General features: G+C 72.1%; 18 protein-coding genes, 1 pseudogene and 1 riboswitch. Of the genes and pseudogenes, 9 read left to right on the top strand and 10 right to left on the bottom strand.

The genetic code is table 11. The features are described 5' to 3' along the window. Together ACCP09_RS17730 and ACCP09_RS17735 are read left to right on the top strand one after the other, a co-directional pair. A pseudogene (locus tag ACCP09_RS17730) lies at positions 1-339 on the top strand (FAD-dependent oxidoreductase); the annotation flags it as partial. Positions 340-365: 26 nt separating this feature from the next. Continuing rightward, the gene (locus ACCP09_RS17735) at positions 366-464 is read left to right on the top strand and encodes a hypothetical protein (protein ID WP_027934090.1); all 99 of its coding nucleotides are present in this window, start codon (positions 366-368) and stop codon (positions 462-464) included. 22 nt (positions 465-486) lie between these two features. On the opposite strand, the gene trhA is transcribed toward ACCP09_RS17735, so the two are convergent. Next, entirely contained in the window at positions 487-1152 is a 666-nt protein-coding gene (gene trhA, locus ACCP09_RS17740; RefSeq protein ID WP_027934091.1) for a PAQR family membrane homeostasis protein TrhA, read from the bottom strand. A gap of 89 nt (positions 1153-1241) precedes the next feature. Between trhA and ACCP09_RS17745 the strand changes: the two genes are divergently transcribed. After that, the gene (locus tag ACCP09_RS17745; protein WP_020421474.1) at positions 1242-2018 is read left to right on the top strand and encodes an isoprenyl transferase; all 777 of its coding nucleotides are present in this window, start codon (positions 1242-1244) and stop codon (positions 2016-2018) included. Between the two features lie 418 nt (positions 2019-2436). Beyond that, complete coding sequence (locus tag ACCP09_RS17750) at positions 2437-3750, top strand: PhoH family protein (RefSeq protein ID WP_020421473.1); 1314 nt, start codon at positions 2437-2439, stop codon at positions 3748-3750. 39 nt (positions 3751-3789) lie between these two features. Here ACCP09_RS17750 and ACCP09_RS17755 read toward each other — a convergent pair whose 3' ends face one another. Then, on the bottom strand, positions 3790-5229 hold the full coding sequence (locus ACCP09_RS17755; RefSeq protein ID WP_433747990.1) for a GuaB1 family IMP dehydrogenase-related protein: 1440 nt from the start codon (positions 5227-5229) through the stop codon (positions 3790-3792). A 30-nt stretch (positions 5230-5259) separates the two neighbouring features. Between ACCP09_RS17755 and ACCP09_RS17760 the strand changes: the two genes are divergently transcribed. Next, positions 5260-5709 carry a DUF309 domain-containing protein gene (locus tag ACCP09_RS17760; protein WP_433747993.1) on the top strand — a complete coding sequence of 150 codons (450 nt, stop codon included), beginning with the start codon at positions 5260-5262 and terminating at the stop codon, positions 5707-5709. Positions 5710-5719: 10 nt separating this feature from the next. On the opposite strand, the gene ACCP09_RS17765 is transcribed toward ACCP09_RS17760, so the two are convergent. The 4 genes from ACCP09_RS17765 to ACCP09_RS17780 all read right to left on the bottom strand — a co-directional run bounded on the left by ACCP09_RS17765 (position 5720) and on the right by ACCP09_RS17780 (position 9570). Further along, a complete protein-coding gene (locus tag ACCP09_RS17765) occupies positions 5720-6106 on the bottom strand; it encodes a hypothetical protein (protein ID WP_433747996.1) in 387 nt (128 codons plus the stop codon). A 173-nt stretch (positions 6107-6279) separates the two neighbouring features. Beyond that, positions 6280-7263, bottom strand: coding sequence for an ABC transporter substrate-binding protein (locus ACCP09_RS17770; protein WP_027934095.1), 984 nt, complete (start codon positions 7261-7263; stop codon positions 6280-6282). Between the two features lie 20 nt (positions 7264-7283). Further along, entirely contained in the window at positions 7284-8303 is a 1020-nt protein-coding gene (locus ACCP09_RS17775) for a FecCD family ABC transporter permease (RefSeq protein ID WP_433748001.1), read from the bottom strand. Between the two features lie 241 nt (positions 8304-8544). Further along, a complete protein-coding gene (locus ACCP09_RS17780) occupies positions 8545-9570 on the bottom strand; it encodes a FecCD family ABC transporter permease (protein ID WP_433748004.1) in 1026 nt (341 codons plus the stop codon). Positions 9571-9690: 120 nt separating this feature from the next. On the opposite strand from ACCP09_RS17780, the gene ACCP09_RS17785 reads away from it, so the two are divergent. Then, positions 9691-11223 carry a CehA/McbA family metallohydrolase gene (locus tag ACCP09_RS17785; protein ID WP_433748007.1) on the top strand — a complete coding sequence of 511 codons (1533 nt, stop codon included), beginning with the start codon at positions 9691-9693 and terminating at the stop codon, positions 11221-11223. Positions 11224-11267: 44 nt separating this feature from the next. Here ACCP09_RS17785 and ACCP09_RS17790 read toward each other — a convergent pair whose 3' ends face one another. Then, positions 11268-12794 (bottom strand): ATP-dependent DNA ligase, encoded by a 1527-nt coding sequence (locus ACCP09_RS17790; RefSeq protein ID WP_400988605.1) that lies wholly within the window; start codon positions 12792-12794, stop codon positions 11268-11270. Further along, a complete protein-coding gene (locus ACCP09_RS17795) occupies positions 12755-13681 on the bottom strand; it encodes a DMT family transporter (protein WP_123684911.1) in 927 nt (308 codons plus the stop codon). The genes ACCP09_RS17790 and ACCP09_RS17795 overlap by 40 nt, the downstream gene beginning before the upstream one ends. A gap of 68 nt (positions 13682-13749) precedes the next feature. On the opposite strand from ACCP09_RS17795, the gene ACCP09_RS17800 reads away from it, so the two are divergent. Together ACCP09_RS17800 and ACCP09_RS17805 are read left to right on the top strand one after the other, a co-directional pair. Continuing rightward, positions 13750-14352, top strand: a complete 603-nt coding sequence (locus ACCP09_RS17800; RefSeq protein WP_378334113.1) for a TetR/AcrR family transcriptional regulator — start codon at positions 13750-13752, stop codon at positions 14350-14352. A gap of 46 nt (positions 14353-14398) precedes the next feature. Continuing rightward, positions 14399-14568: riboswitch (cobalamin riboswitch) on the top strand. Between the two features lie 44 nt (positions 14569-14612). Further along, on the top strand, positions 14613-15665 hold the full coding sequence (locus ACCP09_RS17805) for a HoxN/HupN/NixA family nickel/cobalt transporter (protein ID WP_027934102.1): 1053 nt from the start codon (positions 14613-14615) through the stop codon (positions 15663-15665). Here the strand turns inward: ACCP09_RS17805 and ACCP09_RS17810 are convergent. Continuing rightward, the gene (locus ACCP09_RS17810) at positions 15654-16208 is read right to left on the bottom strand and encodes a sigma-70 family RNA polymerase sigma factor (protein WP_027934103.1); all 555 of its coding nucleotides are present in this window, start codon (positions 16206-16208) and stop codon (positions 15654-15656) included. The genes ACCP09_RS17805 and ACCP09_RS17810 overlap by 12 nt on opposite strands. A 169-nt stretch (positions 16209-16377) precedes the next feature. Between ACCP09_RS17810 and ACCP09_RS17815 the strand changes: the two genes are divergently transcribed. Then, complete coding sequence (locus tag ACCP09_RS17815; protein WP_433748013.1) at positions 16378-17106, top strand: zf-HC2 domain-containing protein; 729 nt, start codon at positions 16378-16380, stop codon at positions 17104-17106. Here ACCP09_RS17815 and ACCP09_RS17820 read toward each other — a convergent pair. Further along, positions 17073-17945: a helix-turn-helix domain-containing protein gene (locus ACCP09_RS17820; RefSeq protein ID WP_433748016.1), complete on the bottom strand. Its 873-nt coding sequence runs from the start codon at positions 17943-17945 to the stop codon at positions 17073-17075. The two genes, ACCP09_RS17815 and ACCP09_RS17820, sit on opposite strands and share 34 nt — an antisense overlap. Positions 17946-18003: the final 58 nt, after the last annotated feature.

An 18003-nucleotide genomic window follows, 5' to 3' on the forward strand; every position in this document is an offset into this window, starting at 1 on the left:
GTGAACATCGCCATCGTCGGAGCCGGCCGGGGCGGCCTGGCCCTCGCCCGCGTGCTGCACGTGCACGGCATCGAATCCGTCGTGTACGAACGCGACTCGTCGCGGAACGCGCGCGGCCAGGGCGGCATGCTCGACATCCACTCCGGGCAGCAGGCGCTGCGCGAGGCCGGGCTGTTCGACCGGTTCCAGGCGATCGCTCGCGTCGCGGGCCAGGACATGCGGCTCCTGGAACCGGACGGCACCCTGCTGCTGCAGGAGGACACGCCCGCCGCCCCACTCGACCGGCCCGAGGTCGACCGCGCCGACCTGCGTGACCTGCTCCTCGACTCCCTCCCCGAGCGGCGGTCGAGGAGTACGAGCGGGAGATGTTCGACCGCACCAACTCGGCCGCCCGGAAGTCCGCTCAGATCCAGGAAATGCTCGCGGCGCCGGACGCGGCCCGGCGCATGCTCGCCTTCTTCTAGCCGTCGGGCGCCTGACCGCAGCTCAGGCGTAGAGCGCCAGCCAGACGGCGATGTAGTGCGAGAGCGCGGCCAGCACCGTGCACGCGTGGAAGAACTCGTGGTAGCCGAAGGTGTTGGGCCAGTAGTTCGGCCACTTCACCGCGTAGAACACCGCGCCGACGGTGTAGAACAGGCCGCCGACCAGCAGCAACACGAGCGCGGCCACCCCGGCGTGCGTGGCCAGCTCGGGCAGCACGAAGATCGCCACCCAGCCGAGCGCCACGTAGATCGGCACGCCGAGCCAGCGCGGCGCGCCCGGCCACAGCATCTTCAACGCCACCCCGGCCACCGCGCCACCCCAGACCACGCCCAGCACCACGTACCCGGTCGGCTTCGACATCGCCAGCAGCGTGAACGGCGTGTACGTGCCCGCGATGAACAGGAAGATCATCGAGTGGTCCGCGCGCTTCATCCACTGGTAGGCGCGTGGGCTCCACAACCGGCGGTGGTACAGCGCGCTGACCCCGAACACGCCGAGCACGGTCAGCCCGTACACCGACGTGGCGAGCGCCGCCAGGCCGGACACCGTCGTCCCGGCTAGGACGACCAGCGTCGCCACGCAGGCCAGCGCGCTGAAGAACGTCCAGAAGTGGATATGGCCGCGGAGCCGGGGACGGGTGTCGACGAAGGGTTCGGTCTCTACGGTCACACCAACAAGGTTACGGCGACGTAGGTTCCGCGCCAGTCAACCGTGGCCCGGCCCACGTCGCTTTCGGACCCTGCGTACATTGGTTGGACGTGAGTCTTCGCTCCTTCGGGTCCAAGCTTGTCTACGGCATCTACAGCCGCCGTCTGATCCAGCAGGCCGCGGGCAAGCACCCGCGCCACATCGCGATCATGCTGGACGGCAATCGCCGGTGGGCACGGGAAGCCGGCTTCACCGACGTCGCCGACGGGCACCGCGCGGGAGCGCGCAAGATCGCCGACTTCCTCACCTGGTGCCGCGAGGCCGACGTCGAGGTCGTGACGATGTGGCTGCTGTCCACGGACAACCTCAGCCGCGCCACCGAGGAGCTCGAACCGCTGCTGGAGATCATCGCCGACGTCGTCGACGAGCTGGCGCACCCCGGCAACCCGTGGCGCATCCGGGTCGTCGGCGCGCTGGAGCTGCTGCCCGAGCCGATCGCCAAGCGCCTGCAGTCGGCCGCGGCGAGCACCGAGAAGCGCACCGGCATGGAGGTCAACGTCGCCGTCGGCTACGGCGGGCGGCAGGAGATCGCCGACGCGGTCAAGAAGCTGCTGCTCCAGCACGCCGACGAGGGCACGTCCATCCGCGAGCTGGCGAAGATCCTCGACGTCGACCACATCTCCGAACACCTCTACACCTCGGGCCAGCCCGATCCGGACCTCATCATCCGCACCTCCGGTGAGCAGCGGCTGTCCGGTTTCCTGCTGTGGCAGTCGGCGCACTCCGAGTTCTGGTTCACGGAGGCCTACTGGCCCGCTTTCCGCAGGGTCGATTTCCTCCGCGCACTTCGTGACTACGCGTGGCGGCACCGCCGTTTCGGTACTTGACAACACGTTCCGTGCCGATCCGTTGATTTCTCCTCTACCGACGGTGAGATGACAACCTGGTGAATCACCTGCCTGGCTGCCTGCACGAAACGGCGAACGCAGGTAACTTCCGAAGTGATGGCTCGTGACCTTGCGGACCATCACGGGAGGCCCTGGTAGTGGCGGTTGTAGAGCAGACGGCGAATGAGCCGTTCGCGATACCCACGAGGGGGCCGGCACCCGGCCCTCGTGGCCCTGCGCGCTGACGCGTAAGCGACAGCGAAGAGCGGACCAGCCAGGGTGGTGCCCGGCCCAGCGAGTGTGGGCGTGGTGCCACGTCCACGAGGGAGATGCCGTCGTGACTACGCAGCGTTCGCCCCGTAAGGCCTCCGGCCGCTCACCGAATTCCGCGGAGGGCACCGCAGAACCCCCGAGTTCCGTGCCAGGGCAGCACACCTATGTCCTGGACACCTCGGTTCTGCTGGCCGACCCGTGGGCCATCACGAGATTCGCCGAGCACGCCGTGGTCCTGCCGTTGGTCGTGATCAGTGAACTGGAGGCGAAACGGCATCACCCCGAACTGGGCTGGTTCGCGCGGGAATCCCTGCGTCAGCTCGACGACCTGCGGCTCAAGCACGGCCGCCTGGACGCCCCGATCCCGATCGGGGACTCCGGCGGCACCCTGCACGTCGAGCTGAACCACTCGGACCCGACGGTCCTGCCGCCCGGGTTCCGCACGGACTCCAATGACCACCGGATCCTGGCCTGCGCGCTGAACCTCAAGGTCGAGCGCGAGGCGGTCACCCTGGTCACCAAGGACATCCCGCTGCGCGTCAAGGCGGGCGCCGTCGGCCTGCCCGCCGACGAGTACCGCGCCCTGGAGGTCGCGCCGTCCGGCTGGACCGGGATGGTCGACGTGGAGGTCCCGCAGGAGGCGGTCGACGCGTTGTTCCGCGACGGTGTCGTGGACCTGGCCGAGTACGGGCTGCCCGAGGTGGGCGAATCGCCCTGCCACACCGGCCTGCGGCTGGTGGCGGGTTCCGGCAGCTCGTCCGCGCTGGGCAGGCTGACCCCGGCCAAGAAGGTCAAGCTGGTCCGCGGGGACAAGGAGGCGTTCGGCCTGCACGGCCGCTCGGCCGAGCAGCGGATCGCGCTGGACCTGCTGCTCGACCCGGACATCGGCATCGTCTCGCTCGGCGGCCGCGCCGGCACCGGCAAGTCCGCGCTCGCGCTGTGCGCCGGGCTGGAGTCGGTGATGGAACGCCGCGAGCACCGCAAGGTGGTCGTGTTCCGGCCGGTGTACGCCGTCGGCGGCCAGGACCTCGGCTACCTGCCGGGGTCGGAGTCGGAGAAGATGCAGCCGTGGGCGCAGGCGGTGTTCGACACCCTCGGCGCCCTGGTCAGCCAGGACGTGCTGGACGAGGTGTTCGACCGCGGCATGCTGGAGGTCCTGCCGCTGACGCACATTCGCGGCCGGTCCCTGCACGACTCGTTCGTGATCGTGGACGAGGCGCAGTCGCTGGAGCGGAACGTGCTGCTCACCGTGCTGTCGCGGCTGGGCACCGCGTCCCGCGTGGTGCTCACGCACGACGTCGCGCAGCGGGACAACCTGCGCGTCGGGCGCCACGACGGCGTTTCGGCGGTGATCGAGAAGCTGAAGGGCCACCCGCTCTTCGCGCACGTCACGCTGACCCGTTCGGAGCGGTCGCCGATCGCCGCGCTGGTCACGGAGATGCTGGAGGACCACGGGTAAGCGTGGGCGGGGCCGCCTCCGGCGAGGCGGCCCCGTTCCTCACCAGCCCGCGGGCAGCGGCCGTCCTTCGGCGAAGCCGGCGGCCGACTGGATGCCCAGCACCGCGCGGCGGTGGAAGTCCTCGATGTCCCGCGCGCCCGCGTAGGTGAACGCGGACCGGACGCCCGAGCAGATCTCGTCGATCAGGTCCTCGACGCCGGGGCGCTGCGGGTCGAGCAGCATCCGCGACGACGAGATGCCCTCCTCGAACAGGGCCTTGCGGGCACGCTCGAACACGTTGTCGGTGCGCGTGCGGGCGCCGACGGCCCGCTTCGACGCCATGCCGAACGACTCCTTGTACGGACGGCCGTGCTCGTCGTAGCGCAGGTCGCCGGGGGATTCGTGGGTGCCGGCGAACCAGGAGCCGACCATGGCCGCGGACGCGCCGGCGGCGAGCGCCAGCGCGACGTCGCGGGGGTGGCGGACGCCGCCGTCGGCCCACACGTGCTTGCCCAGCTCACGGGCGGCTTTCGCGCACTCCAGCACCGCGGAGAACTGCGGGCGGCCGACGCCGGTCATCATCCGCGTCGTGCACATCGCGCCGGGGCCGACGCCGACCTTGACCACGTCCGCGCCCGCGTCGATGAGGTCACGCGTGCCCTCCGCGGTGACCACGTTGCCCGCCACGACCGGCACCGCGGGCGAGACCGAGCGGACGGCCTTCAGCGCGGCGATCATCTTCTCCTGGTGGCCGTGCGCGGTGTCGACCACGAGCGTGTCGATGCCCGCGGCCAGCAGCGACTCGGCCTTGGCGGCGACGTCGCCGTTGATGCCCACGGCGGCCGCGACGCGCAGTTTCTGTTGCGCGTCCACGGCCGGGGTGTAGATGTCGGCGCGCAGCGCCGCGGTCTGGGTGAGGATCCCGGCGAGCTTGCCGTCGGCGTCCACCCCCAGCGCGATCTGGGCGCCCGCGGCGTGCAGGCGCTCGAAAACCTCCCGCGACGGGGTGTCGAGCGGGCAGGTCACGGGCGGGGTGTAGGCGACCTCGGCGACGCGCGCGAAGCGGTCCACGCCCGTGCAGGCGGCCTCGTCGACGATGCCGTGTGGGCGGCCGTCCTCGTCGACCACGACGACGGCGCCGTGCGCGCGCTTGCCGATCAGGTTGAGAGCGTCCGCGACGGCGTCACCGGCGGTGAGGACCAGCGGGGTGTCCCAGGTGGTGTGGCGGCTCTTGATCCAGGCGACGATGTGGGCGACCGCGGCCGGGTCGACGTCCTGCGGCAGGACGACGAGCCCGCCGCGCCGCGCGACGGTCTCGGCCATCCGCCGCCCCGCGACGGCGGTCATGTTGGCGACGATGATCGGGATCGTGGCGCCGGTGCCGTCGACGGTGGACAGGTCGACGTCGAAGCGCGATTCCACGGCCGAGCGGTTGGGCACGAGGAAGACGTCGTCGTAAGTCAGGTCGTGAGCGGGCCCGTGGCCATCGAGAAAACGCACGAGTCCCCAGACTACGGCACAATCGGCGCCATGGCCGATCGGGACCGCGACGCCGAGGGCAAGCCGCGAAACGCCCGCCCGCGCGACGGGCTGGGGCGGCCGCTGCCGTACGGGACGCCGGGGGTGGAGCGCCAGCCGGAGGGCATCGCGCGCACGCCGGCGGAGACGGTGGAGGAGGCCCAGCGCCTGCTGGACGCCGGACGCCCGTTCCATGCGCACGAGGTGTTCGAGGACGCGTGGAAGTCCTCCGACGGCGCGGACCGCGGGTTGTGGAAGGGGCTGGCGCAGCTGGCGGTCGGGCTGACGCACGCCGCGCGTGGCAATGCGAAGGGCGCGGTGTCCCTGCTGACCCGCGGCGCCACGGCGATCGAGCCCTACGCGGCGGAGTCCCCGCACGGGATCGACGTGGCCGGCCTGGTCGCCTGGGCCCGGGAGGGTGCGGAGGCGCCGGAAAATCTCCGCACCCCGCGGATCACCTAGCCGCTTCCCGTCAGGGTGGGCCTGCGACCGCGCGGACAACGCACCGCACCCAGCCACCCCGCCCGGCCATCCCGCCCCGGCGCCCGACCAGCTCGCGGCCGTGCCGGGTCACCTCGCGGCCGTGCCGGGTCACCCCGGGGCCGTGCCGGGCCTCCCCGGGGCCGTGCCGGGCCTCCCCGGGGCTGTGCCGGGCCAGCTTGCGGCTGTGCCGGGCCTCCCCGGGGCTGTGCCGGGCCGCCCCGGGGCTGTGCCGGGCCTCCCCGGGGCTGTGCCGGGCCAGCTTGCGGCCGTGCCGGGCCACCCCGGGGCCGTGCCGGGCCACCTCGCGACCGTGCCGGGCCAGCTCGCGATCGCTCCCGGCGACCTCGCCGCCGCGCCCGGGCCAACCCGCGACCATGGCGGGCCACCCCACAGCCGCTACTGGCCACCCGGCCCCGGCGCCCGGCGGGCTCCGCCGCGCGCGGCAGCGCGCCGCGGGCGGCAAAACCGCCGCAGCGAGGGCCAAAACACGCGGCGGGCGCCGTGTTTGCCGTTCCGGGCGGTGTGTTTGCCGGACGGGCGGCGGCCGGGTCAGACGACCTTGCGCGAGGCCTCCAGGTTCGTCGCGAGGTTGTTGAGCGTGCGGGCCTGCGCCACGTAGTCCATCGACGAGAACTCCCACGGGAAAACCTGCCCGGCGGCGGCCGCCGGCGTGCGGGCGAACGTCGCCTGCTGCATGAGCGTGTCCTTGTCCATCGCGCGCAGCGAGTACAGCACCACGTCGGCCGGGTATTTGCCGATGTTCTCCCAGCTGACCTGCTCCCAGTAGTACTTCGAGCCGCCCGGGTCGGGGTAGGTCAGGCCGAGCTCGGTGTAGCTGCGCAGCGCCGGGTCGTCGGCGGCTTTGCAGATGTAGACGCCGTCGCCGGGGTAGGCGGCGATCGCCATCAGGGTGAGGCCCTTGCCGGTGGCGTTCTTGAACCGGGTGCGGGCGGTTTCGTAGGCCTGCTTGGCGTTCGCGGCAGGCTCGGTGCCCAGCGCCCGGACCAGCTCGACGGTCCGGTCGACGACGTTGGTGGCGGAGCCGGCCATCTTCAGCGCCACGATCGGCGCGATCTCGGCGACGGCCTGCTGCTGGGTCACGTCCTTGAACCCGTACAGCGGCTGCGCCGGGTCGATCTTGCCCGTGCTGTCCACGGGGTAGGCGTGGGTGAGGATCAGGTCCGGCTTGGCGGCGGCGAGTGCCTCGATGTCGATCTCGCCGTAGGTGCGGCCGACCTCCTTGACCTGGCTGAGGTCGCGGCCGGTGAAGTTCACGTCGTCGGCGAGGCCGGTGTAGCCGAACGAGGCGACGGGCGTGATGCCGTAGTTCCACAGGGACGCGATGGCGTCGTTGAGGCCGGCGATGCGCGTCGGGCGGGCGTCGAGGTCGACCTTGGTGCCCAGGTCGTCGGTGAACGACCAGGCGCCGCCGCTCGCGGACGAGTCCGATCCGCTGGAACCGCACGCGGCGAGTAGACCGGTCGCGGCCACGGCCAGGCTGCCGGTGAGGAAGGTCCGGCGGGTCGCTGTCATGGGGTCACCTTTCGTCGGGGTCAACGTCGTCGGAGGAGGAGCCAGATGAGGTAGGGGGCGCCGATCGCGGCCGTGATCAGGCCGACCGGGACCTCCCAGCTGAACGCGGTGCGGCCGAGCAGGTCGGACGCCTGGACGAGCAGGGCGCCGCCGAGCGCGGACGCGACCAGCGGCGGCCGGGACCCGCCCGTGAGGCGCAGCATGATCGGCGGGGTGACCAGCGCGACGAAGCCGATCGGCCCGGCGGCGGCGACCGCGGCCGCGGTGAGCCCGACGGCCACGCCGATCGTGCCCAGCCGCGATGCCTGGACGCGCACGCCCAGCCCGGCGGCCGCGTCGTCGCCGAGCTGGGTGACGGCGAGCGTGCGGGGCAGCGTGAGCGCGGCCGGGACAAGCAGCGCGGCGAGGATGAGCAGGGGGATCGCCTGGTCCCAGCTGACGGCGCTGATCGAGCCGACGAGCCACACCGTGGCCTGGGCGGCACTGTTGATGCTGGCGAGGATGAGGAGCCAGCTGGTGAGCGCCGTGAGGACGGCCCCGCACCCGATGCCGACCAGCACCAGCCGGAAGCCGTCGACGCCGTGGCGCCAGGAGAACCCGTAGACGGCCGCGGCGGCGATGAGACCGCCGACGAGCGCGGCGGCCGGCACGCCGATGGTGGTGATCCCGCTGGCGAGGCTGTAGACGCCGCCCCCGAAGACGATCACCGCGACCGCGGCCGCGGAGGCGCCGCCGGTGACGCCGAGGATGTCCGGGGTGGCGAGCGGGTTGCGGGAGATGGTCTGGGTGAGGGCCCCGGCCATGGCGAGGCAGGCGCCCGCCACGCACCCGGTGACGGCCCGCGGGACGCGCAGGTCGAACAGGATGTGCCGGTCGATGCGGTGCCCGCCGCCGGTGAGCAGCTCGGGCAGCTGGGCGAGCGGGATGGGGTACTCGCCGATGGTCACGCCCACCGCGGTGACCAGCAGGAGCGCCACGAGCACCACGAGGCAGACGGTGGCCGCGCGGGTGTTCCACCGCACGCCGAGGGTGGTGGTCATGCGCGCCCGCCGCCCCGGGTGACGAGGCCCGCCGCACGGGCTGTGTGGGGGAGGTCGGCCGCGGACCGGTCCGTGATTGCGGCGCTGTGTTGCGGACGGCGTGCGAATGCGCCGCTGCCGAGGATGGGCGGTGTGATGCGGGCCGGGGGTTGCGCCGTGGCCGCGATTGGGTGGCCGGCGGGTGGGGTGGCACTGGTCGCGGCTGCGTGTCGGGTCGTGGGGGTGGGTTGGGTGTGTGGCATCAGAGCTTCACCAGCCGGGTTCGGCGGGCGATCAGGACGAATGCGCCGCCGCCGAGGATGGCCAGCGTGATGCCGGCCGGGATCTCCGCCGGGGCGGCGATCAGGCGGCCTGCGACGTCGGCGAGCAACAGCAGCACCGCGCCGGCCAGGGCGGAGCACGGGAGCAGCCACCGGTGATCGGGGCCGGTCACGGTGCGCACCACGTGCGGGACGATCAGGCCGAGCGCGGCGATCGGCCCGGCGGCGGCTGTCGCGGCGCCGGCCAGTAGCGTCACCGCGGCCAGGCCGACCAAGCGGCTCACCGCGACCGACTGGCCCAGCCCACGCGCGGTGTCCTCGCCCAGCGAGACCGCGTTCAGCGCCCGCGTGTTCAGAATCGCCAGCACCAGCCCGGCCACCACGAACGGCAGGATCCCGAGGCTGATGCTCGCGTCGCGGCCGCTGATCGAACCAACCACCCAGCGGCGGTAGACGTCCAGCGTCGGGTTGTCGCTCAGGATCACCAGCGACGTGAAGGTCGACAGCAGCGCCATCACGGCCGCCCCGGCCAGCGCCATCGGCACCGGGCTCAGCTGGCGCCCGCTCGACCCGATGGCGAACACCGCCGCCGTCGCGATCAGCGCCCCCGCGAAACCGAACCACACCTGACCACCGGGATCGGCCACCCCGAAAACCTGCGCGGCCAGCGCCACCGCGAGCGCGGCGCCCGCGTTGATGCCGAGCAGACCGGGATCGGCCAGCGGGTTGCGGGTGTGCCCCTGCATGAGGACCCCGGCGGCGCCGAGCGCGACACCGACGAGCAGCCCCAGTGCGGTGCGGGGCAGGCGCACGTCACGGACGATCGTCGCCGCCTCGCTGCCGTCGTCGTGCAGCAACACCCCGACGGCGGTGCCGATGCCGAGGTGGTTGCTGCCCAGGACCAGGCTCAACGCGACCGCGACGACCAGCGCCGCCAGCAGGGACACCAGGAGCACCAACCGGCGCGGCGTCGTCCTGGTCACCGAGGGTGACATGATCGCGTTCACGGTCTGCAACTTAGCTTAGCCGAACCTAACCACGGAAGTGTGACGTTCGTTCAGGTTCTGGACACGCGGTGTACGGGCGGCCGGCTCACGAAGGTCATCCGCCGCTGATGACATGGCCGCATGTGCATGGGTTGCGGGGTTTCCCGACGTGGTTTCCTGCAGGCGGCCTCGGTGGCCGGCGCGGTGACGCTCGCGCCGGTGGCGTTCGCCGAGGCGGCCGAGGGCCAGGCCGAGACCAAGGTGCTGACCGGCCGGTTCGAGCCGGGCACCGCGGACTTCGTGTACCTGCCGGTGGAGGTCCCGGCCGGGGTCAGCCAGTTGTCGGTGGTCTACAGCTACGACAAGCCGGCGGTGCCCAGCGGGACGCCCGGCAACTCGTGCGACATCGGCATCTTCGACAACCGCGGCACCGCTCTCGGCGGAGACGGCTTCCGCGGCTGGTCCGGCGGCTTCCGCGACCGCTTCTCGATCAGCCGCACCGAGGCCACGCCCGGCTACCTGCCCGGCGACATCACGCCCGGCACCTGGCACATCGTCCTCGGCCCGTACACGATCGCGCCGCAAGGCCTGAACTACCGCGTCGAGGTGACGCTCACCCACGGCCCGGCGGGCGAGCCGTACCGCCCGAACTACCCGGCCGAGCGCACCCGCACGCGCGGCCGCCAGTGGTACCGGGGCGACTGCCACCTGCACACCGTGCACTCCGACGGCAAGCGCCTGCCGTCCGAGGTGGCCGCCGGTGCGCGGGAGGCCGGGCTGGACTTCATCACCTCGACCGACCACAACACGTCGTCGTCGCACGGCGTGTGGGGCGAGTTCGCCGGCGACGACCTGCTGATCATGCTCGGCGAGGAGGTCACCACCCGCAACGGCCACTGGCTCGCGCTCGGCGTGCGGCCCGGCCAGTTCATCGACTGGCGGTACCGGTCCCGCGACGGTGAACTGCCCGAATACCAGCGTGCGGTGCACCGCTCCGGCGGCCTCTGCGTCGCCGCGCACCCGTACTGCCCGTGGGTCGGGTGCAACTTCAAGTTCGGCTACACCGGCTTCGACGCGGTCGAGGTGTGGAACGGCCCGTGGACGTGGGACGACGACGCCGCCGTGTCCGAATGGGACAACACCCTGGTGGAATCCGTGCGCGGCAAGGGAAGCTGGCTGCCCGCGATGGGCAACAGCGACGCGCACAACCCCGGCCAGACGATCGGCCTGCCACAGACCGTCGTCCTCGCCGACGCGCTCACCCGGGACGCGATCCTCGACGGGATCAGGGCCGGGCGCAGCTGGATCGCCGAGTCGGCCGGCGTCGACCTGTCACTCGCCGCGACGGGACCGCGCGGCCAGGCCGCCGGCATCGGTGACCGTCTCGCCGTGGCGGCCGGAGACAAGGTCGCCGTGCGGCTGGACGTGTCGGGCGTGCCGAACGGGACCGTGCGCCTGATCACCGACGAGGGCCAGGTGTTCCAGCAGAGCCTTCCCGCTTCGGGTACCGGCAGCGTGACGTGGCTGACCACGCCCGCGGTGTCGGCTTATGTGCGTGCCGAGGTGCGTCACCCCCTTGCTGATGGTTCGGCGGGTGCTCCCGCGTTGTCGGCTGGTCTCAATTTCGGCGCCATGGCGGCGATGACGAACCCGATCTTCCTCGGCCGGGTGTGACCCCACCGAGACCGACGGGCTGGGAGCCGTCGCGGCGTGGGTGATCACTCTGGCTGCGCGGCTCCCTTCAACGTCGCGCGGACGGCGTCGATGGTGTCCGCGTCCGCCGGGTCCTTGTCGGGGCGGTAGCGCACCACGCGGGCGAAACGCAGTGCGACACCGCCCGGGTAGCGCGTGCTGACCTGGGCGCCGTCCAGTTCGATCTCGACCACTAGCTCCGGCCGGACGTGCACCGTCCACTTGTCCCGGTGGGTCTCGATCTCCTGGAACGTCCTGGTCTGCCACGCCAGGAGCTCGTCGGTGAGCCCCTTGAACGTCTTGCCGACCATGATCGGCGGGCCGCCGTCGGGGTCGCGTGCCCCGAGGTGCAGGTTCGACAGGTACCCGGTGCGGCGGCCGTGGCCCCACTCCGCGGCGAGGACGACGAGGTCGAGCGTGTGCACCGGCTTCACCTTCAGCCACGCCCGGCCCCGCCGCCCCGCCGCGTACGGCGAGTCGAGCGCTTTCACCATCACGCCCTCGTGCCCGGCGTCGAGGGCGGCCGCGAGGATCGCGTCCGGATCGGACGGTTCCGTCCGTCCCGGGATGAGGTGCTCGCCTGCCACCCGGCGCAGCGCCTCGTTGCGCTCCCGCAACGGCTTGTCGAGCAGGTCCGTGCCGTCCAGGTGCAGGCAGTCGAAGAAGTACGGCTGCAGCAGCAACGCGCGCACCTGCTCCTCGCGCGTGCTGCCGAACCGGCTCATCGTCTCCTGGAACGGCCGTGGCCTGCCGTCGTCGGTCAGCGCGAGCGTCTCCCCGTCGAGCACCACCGACCGGCACGGCAGTGCGCGCACCAGGGACACCAGTTCGCCCACGTGCTGGGTGATCTCGCGCAGCGTTCTCGTGTAGACGTGCACCTCGTCGCCGTCGCGGTGCACCTGTATCCGCGCTCCGTCCATTTTGTACTCGACGATGGCGGACGGGTGCTCGCGCACCGCCTCGTCGAGCGATTCGGCCGGGGACGCCAGCATCGGCCGCAGCGGACGCCCCAGCTCCAGCCCGAAGCCGCCGAGCGCGGCCTCGCCACCGGTGACCGCGGCCGCGGCGGTGACCGGCAGCTGCCCGGACAGCATGAACGCGCGCCGGACCGCTTCGGCGGGCACGTCCGCCGCCGCCGCGATCGCGTCGAGCATCACGCCCTCCAGCGCCCCCTGCCGCAGCTCGCCGGTGAGCAGGCGGAAGAGGAACTGCTGTTCGGCTTCGGTGGCGCGGGAGAACAGCTCCGCCAACAGGCCGGCCCGGCGCCTGGCCGACCCGCTGCCCGAAGCGGCTCCCACTTCGCCGAGGACCTCGTCGACCCCGGCCACGGTCAGGTTCGGTTCGTCAGCCGGGCGCGCGCCCAGCTCGGCCAGCGTGCGCCACCCCGTCCCGATCCGGCCCTGGGTGGGCCGTCCGGTCAGGAAGGCGACCACGGCGGGCAGCTCCCGCTCGTCCGCGCGGTTGAGCAGGTCCGCCAACGTCGCGATCTTCGCCTTGCGCGAGCGGGTGGCCGCTAGCGAGGCGGAGGCTGTGACGACGTCGGCGAGCAACATGCGGACATCATCTCCCGACCCACCGACAATTTCCGGGGACGCAGGACCAGCGCGACGGCGCCGAGGCAGACGACCAGCCCGAGCAGGCCACGCAGCGTGATCGTGTCGTCGAACATGAGCCAGGCGAGGATCATCGTGGTAGGCGGTGTGAGGTACAACAGCCCGGACACGGCTGTCACCGAGCTACGACGCAGGACCAGCCAGTAGCAGCCATATCCCCCGAACGTGGAAAACACGACGACCCACCCGACCGCGAACCAGAAGTCCGGATCCGCGGGCGCGACCAGCTGGCCGGTGGCCGCCGCGACCCCGGTGAACAGGACCGCGCTGGTCACGCACTGCACCACCAGCCCGTCCCAGAGCGGCACGTCGGAAGCCGTCTTGCGCTCGATGAGCGTGGCCGCGACCAGGGCGAGCATCGCCAGGAACGGCAGCGCGTAGGCCAGCGGCGGGGTGCCGGGGCGGCCGGACAGGTCGTCGCCGACCACGAGCGCCACCCCGGCCAGGCCGCCGACCAGCCCGGCCCACCGCAGGCCGCCCGCGCGCTCGCCCAGCACGAACTGGCTCAGCACCACCGCGACGATCGGCTGCAGCGCCGCGATCAGCGCGGACGTCCCGGCGGCGACGCCGAGGTCGGCCGCCGCGTACACGCAGTACAGGTACGCGCCCTGGGAGAGCACGCCGAGGCCGGCCTGGATCGCGGCGTCCCGCGGCCGCATCGAGCGCCGCCGGACCACCCACCACACGCCGAGCAGCAGCCCCGCGGCGAGGAACCGCCAGGCCAGGAGGGACACCGCGCCGCCGGACCTGGCGCCCAGCGTGGCGCCGACGAACCCGGAGCTCCAGAACAGCACGAAACCGCTTCCGGCGACGACGTTCCCCCGCATGCACCCTCCATGAGTATACCGGTCTGTATAGTCCACGGTAGCTATACCGGTCGGTGTACTGTCAAGTCGTGGAGACGGACAAGCCGCTGACCCCGGCCGCCGAACGCATCCTCACGGTCGCCGGGAAACTGTTCTACGACAACGGGATCCACGCGATCGGCGTGGACACGATCGCCGCCGAGGCCGGGGTCACCAAGAAGACCCTGTATGACCGGTTCGGTTCCAAGGCCGATCTGGTCGCGCTCTACCTGCGCCGCCGGGACGAGCGGTGGCGGGAGCGGGTGCGCTCCTTCGCCGGCCCGCGGACGACTCCGGCCCAGAAGCTGCTCAAGGTGTTCGACGCGCTCGCCGACTGGCTCGACACCGAGAACACGCGTGGTTGCGCGTTCGTCAACGCGCACGCCGAACTGCCGTCGCCCGACCACCCGGGCCGGCAGGTGATCGCCGCGTCGAAGCAGTGGTTGCTGGGCTACCTGCGGGACTTGGCAGTGGACGCGGGCGCGCGGAACCCGGCGCGGCTGGCGGAGGCGCTGCTCGTCCTGGTCGAGGGCGCGACGGTCGCGGCGTCGCTGGACGTGGCGCCGACGGCGGTGGCCACGGCCAAGCGCGTCGCGAAGTCGCTGGTGGACGAAGCCACGGCGGCGCAGCACAACTCGGCGTCCCGGCGGTAGGGCGCCGGTCACCGGGATGGCCCTTGCCCCGCCGCGAGGCCGAAACGTACCGTGAGCGGGCCGTGGTGCTCGGGAAGTCCGGTGTGAAACCGGCGCGGCCCTCGCCACTGTGAACGGGAAGTCCCGGCCCGGGACAGCCACTGGACGCGAGTCCGGGAAGGCGGGCCGCGGATGTCGATCCGAAGCCAGGAGACCGGCCACGGCACGTTGGACCATCCACGAGGTGCTGGAAGGCGGTCTCCATGGGGACTTCACCCACCATGTCCTGGCGCAGGCAGGACACCTACCGCACGGGCCTGTTGCTGCTGGCGATCGTCGTGTTGCACGCGGTCGCCTTCGGGATACTCGCGTTGCTCGTGGTGCCCGGGCACTACGCCGTCGGCGCGCAGGTGTTCGGCTTCGGCCTCGGGCTGACGGCGTACACGCTGGGCATGCGGCACGCGTTCGACGCCGACCACATCGCCGCGATCGACAACACCACCCGCAAGCTGATGGCCGAGGGCCAGCGCCCGGTCTCGGTCGGGTTCTGGTTCGCGCTCGGGCACTCCACCGTGGTCGTCGTGCTGGCGGTGCTCGTCGCGATCGGCGCGAAGGGCATCCTGAGCTGGACCGAGGACGGCTCGTCGGCGCACCGGGTGCTCGGCGTGATCTCCACCGGCGCGTCCGGCGGGTTCCTGTACCTGATCGGCATCCTGAACCTGGTCGCGCTGGTCGGCATCTGGAAGGTGTGGCGTGAGCTGCGCCGCGGCCGCTTCGACGAGGCCGAGCTGGAGGCGCGGCTCGACTCGCGCGGGTTCGTCAACCGTTTCCTCGGCAGGCTCACCCGCTCGATCCGCCGCCCGGGTCAGATGTACTTGGTCGGGCTGCTGTTCGGCGTCGGGTTCGACACCGCCACCGAGGTGCTGCTGCTGGCGCTCGCCGGGTCCGGCGCGGCCGCCGGCCTGCCCTGGTACGCGATCCTGTGCCTGCCGCTGCTGTTCGCCGCCGGGATGAGCCTGTTCGACACGCTCGACGGCACATTCATGAACTTCGCCTACAACTGGGCGTTCGCCAACCCGGTCCGCAAGATCTACTACAACCTCACGATCACCGGCCTGTCCGTCGCGGTGGCGCTGGTCATCGGCACGATCGAGCTGGTCGGTGTCGCCAGGGACGACCTGGGCTGGTCGGGCGCGCTGGTCGACTGGATCGCGGACATCGACCTCGACAGCGTCGGCTACATCGTCGTCGGGTTGTTCGTGGTGGTGTGGGCGGCCGCGATCGCGTACTGGCGGCTCGCCAGGGTCGAGCACCGGTGGAGCTCAGCCGAGTGAGGCCGCCCGCCCGTTCGAGCTGAGCGCGGCGGTCAGGTCCTCGCGGGCCCGGAACACGCGGGACCGGATGGTGCCGACCGCGCAGTCGCACACCTCCGCCGCGTCTGCGTAGGACAGTCCGATCACCTGCGTGAGCACGAACGCCTCCCGCCGCTCCGGCTCCAGCTCGGCGATCAGCTTGCGCAGCACGACGAGCCGGCCGTGGTCGGGCGTCTGGGCGCCGCTCTGCTCGGCGGTGGCCACCCAGTCCTCGACCTGGCTGGTCTGCGGGCGGCGGCGGTTGCCGCGCAGGTGGTCGGCGGCGACGCGCTTGGCGATCGACAGCAGCCACATCCGCGCGGGCGACCGGCCGGCGAACGACGGCAGGGCGGCGAAGGCGCGCAGGTAGGTCTCCTGTACCAGGTCCTCGGCCACGCCGGGGTTGGACAGGTAGGTCAGCAGGCGGTGCAGCTGCCGTTGGGTGGCGGACACGAAGCGCTCGGCGGCCACCCGATCGCCGCGCGCCGCCAGGAAGGCGTCCCGGGTGATCTCGTCGTCGTCCACTTCGCGTTCCTCCCAGTGCGGCCTGACGGTGCGGGCCCTGACCGATGACCTTATGGCCTTCGCGGCATCCGGCGTCAAGGAAACATCACAGGTATGTGAAATCCCAACCGATCCCAGGATCCGGAGCAGTGAGGGGAACTATCCAGCGCGGGCGGACGACAATGCAAATATGGACTGTGCAACCGCGCGCGAGGCGATCTCGGCCAACCTCGACGGTGAGGACCCCGGGGTGGATCCGGTGGCGTTGGACGAGCACGTCTCGCGCTGCGCGGCCTGTCTGACCTGGCAGGACGAGGCGGCGGCGGTGACGCGCCTGGTGCGCCTCGAGCCGGCGGCCGCGTCGCCGGACGTGTCGGCGCGCGTGCTCGACCACGCGCCCGCGCCCGCCCGGCCGGCGCGGCTCGACTGGCCGCGGCTCGCGCTCGTCCTCACCGCGATCGCCCAGATGTCCATCGTGGTGTCGCTGTTGTTCCTGCCCCAGCGGATGGCCGACGGGATGGCGGTCCAGCCCGGATCACACCTCGAGCACGAGGCCGCGGCGTTCAACTTCGCCATCGCGATCGCCCTGCTGTGGGCGGCCGTGAAGCCGCGACAGGCACGCAGCCAGCTGCCGGTCCTGCTCAGCTTCGCCGCCGTGCTGGTCGGGTTGTCCGTGCTGGACCTGGTCGGCGGCCGGGTCGGCTGGGAACGGCTGGCCAGCCACCTGCCGCTGCTGTTCGGCCTGTTCTGCGCGGTGCTGGTGGCGCGCCGCGACGGCCGGTGGCCGTGGCCGGGCAACCGGGCGGGCGCCGAACCGGCGAGCCGCACCGGCTCCGCCGACACCGGCCAGGACCTCGCCGAACCGGCCGCGCAGTCCCGGAAGTATCAGCCGCCCGCAGCGCGGCGCAACGTCGCCTGATCGATGTCGTCCGTGGCGAGCCAGCTGGCCAGCAGGCCCAGCGCGCGCTCGGAGTCCGAGCCCGGTTCCGCGGTGTAGGTGACGATCGCCTGGTCCGGTTCGTCCGGCAGGCGCAGCGTTTCGTACCGCAGGTGCAGCTCGCCGACCAGCGGGTTGTGGATGCGCTTGTGGCCGTGCGCCTTCTCCCGCACGTGGTGCCCGGCCCACAGGCGGCGGAACAGGTCGCTGCCCAGTGACAGCTCGCCGATCAGCTGGGCCAGGCGGGGATCGCCGGGGCAGCGGCCCGCCTCGGCGCGCAGGTTCGCCACCAGCTCCTCGCAGACCTGGTCGAACTCCGGGTGCAGGGCGCGTGCCTCGTCCTCGTTCAGGAAGAACAGTTTCGGCAGGTTGCGCTCGTCCGGTGGCAGCGAGCCGAAGTCGAACGCGATCGCGCCACCCATCGGGTTCCAGGCCAGCACGTCGAGGTAGCGGCCGAAGACGAAGGCGGGCACCGTCATGGCGTCGAGCAGTTGCTGCACCGCCGGCCGCACCCGCTGCGCGGGGCACCGCCCGGTCCGCCTGAGCCGTGGCGACGCGAGGTTGTGCAGGTAGGAGCACTCGTCCGGGTTGAGGCGCAACGCCCTGGCGAGCGAATCGAGCACCTCGTCCGACACGTTCCGCGCGCGGCCCTGCTCCAGACGGGTCAGGTAGTCGACGCTGATTCCGGCCAGCTGCGCCAGTTCCTCGCGGCGCAGCCCGGCGACCCGCCGCCGCGTCACCCCCTGCGGCAGTCCCACGTCGCGCGGGTCCAGCGCCGCGCGGCGCGCCTTGAGGAACGCTCCCAGATCAGCTCCGTCCACGCCTCCAGTATCCGGATTCGCCGGCGCGTTGCCTGGTACTGCCAGACCCAGGTCGAGC

The organism is Amycolatopsis sp. 3B14 (genome assembly GCF_050958625.1).
Lineage (GTDB): Bacteria > Actinomycetota > Actinomycetes > Mycobacteriales > Pseudonocardiaceae > Amycolatopsis_E > Amycolatopsis_E thermoflava.

Coding starts and splice junctions, on each gene's coding strand:
- ACCP09_RS17735 (WP_027934090.1), top strand. CDS start 366: ATGTTCGACCGCACCAACTCGGCCGCCCGGAAGTCCGCTCAGATCCAG.
- ACCP09_RS17760 (WP_433747993.1), top strand. CDS start 5,260: ATGGCCGATCGGGACCGCGACGCCGAGGGCAAGCCGCGAAACGCCCGC.
- ACCP09_RS17765 (WP_433747996.1), bottom strand. CDS start 6,106: ATGGTCGCGGGTTGGCCCGGGCGCGGCGGCGAGGTCGCCGGGAGCGAT.
- ACCP09_RS17770 (WP_027934095.1), bottom strand. CDS start 7,263: ATGACAGCGACCCGCCGGACCTTCCTCACCGGCAGCCTGGCCGTGGCC.
- ACCP09_RS17775 (WP_433748001.1), bottom strand. CDS start 8,303: ATGACCACCACCCTCGGCGTGCGGTGGAACACCCGCGCGGCCACCGTC.
- ACCP09_RS17785 (WP_433748007.1), top strand. CDS start 9,691: ATGTGCATGGGTTGCGGGGTTTCCCGACGTGGTTTCCTGCAGGCGGCC.
- ACCP09_RS17790 (WP_400988605.1), bottom strand. CDS start 12,794: ATGTTGCTCGCCGACGTCGTCACAGCCTCCGCCTCGCTAGCGGCCACC.
- ACCP09_RS17795 (WP_123684911.1), bottom strand. CDS start 13,681: ATGCGGGGGAACGTCGTCGCCGGAAGCGGTTTCGTGCTGTTCTGGAGC.
- ACCP09_RS17805 (WP_027934102.1), top strand. CDS start 14,613: ATGTCCTGGCGCAGGCAGGACACCTACCGCACGGGCCTGTTGCTGCTG.
- ACCP09_RS17815 (WP_433748013.1), top strand. CDS start 16,378: ATGGACTGTGCAACCGCGCGCGAGGCGATCTCGGCCAACCTCGACGGT.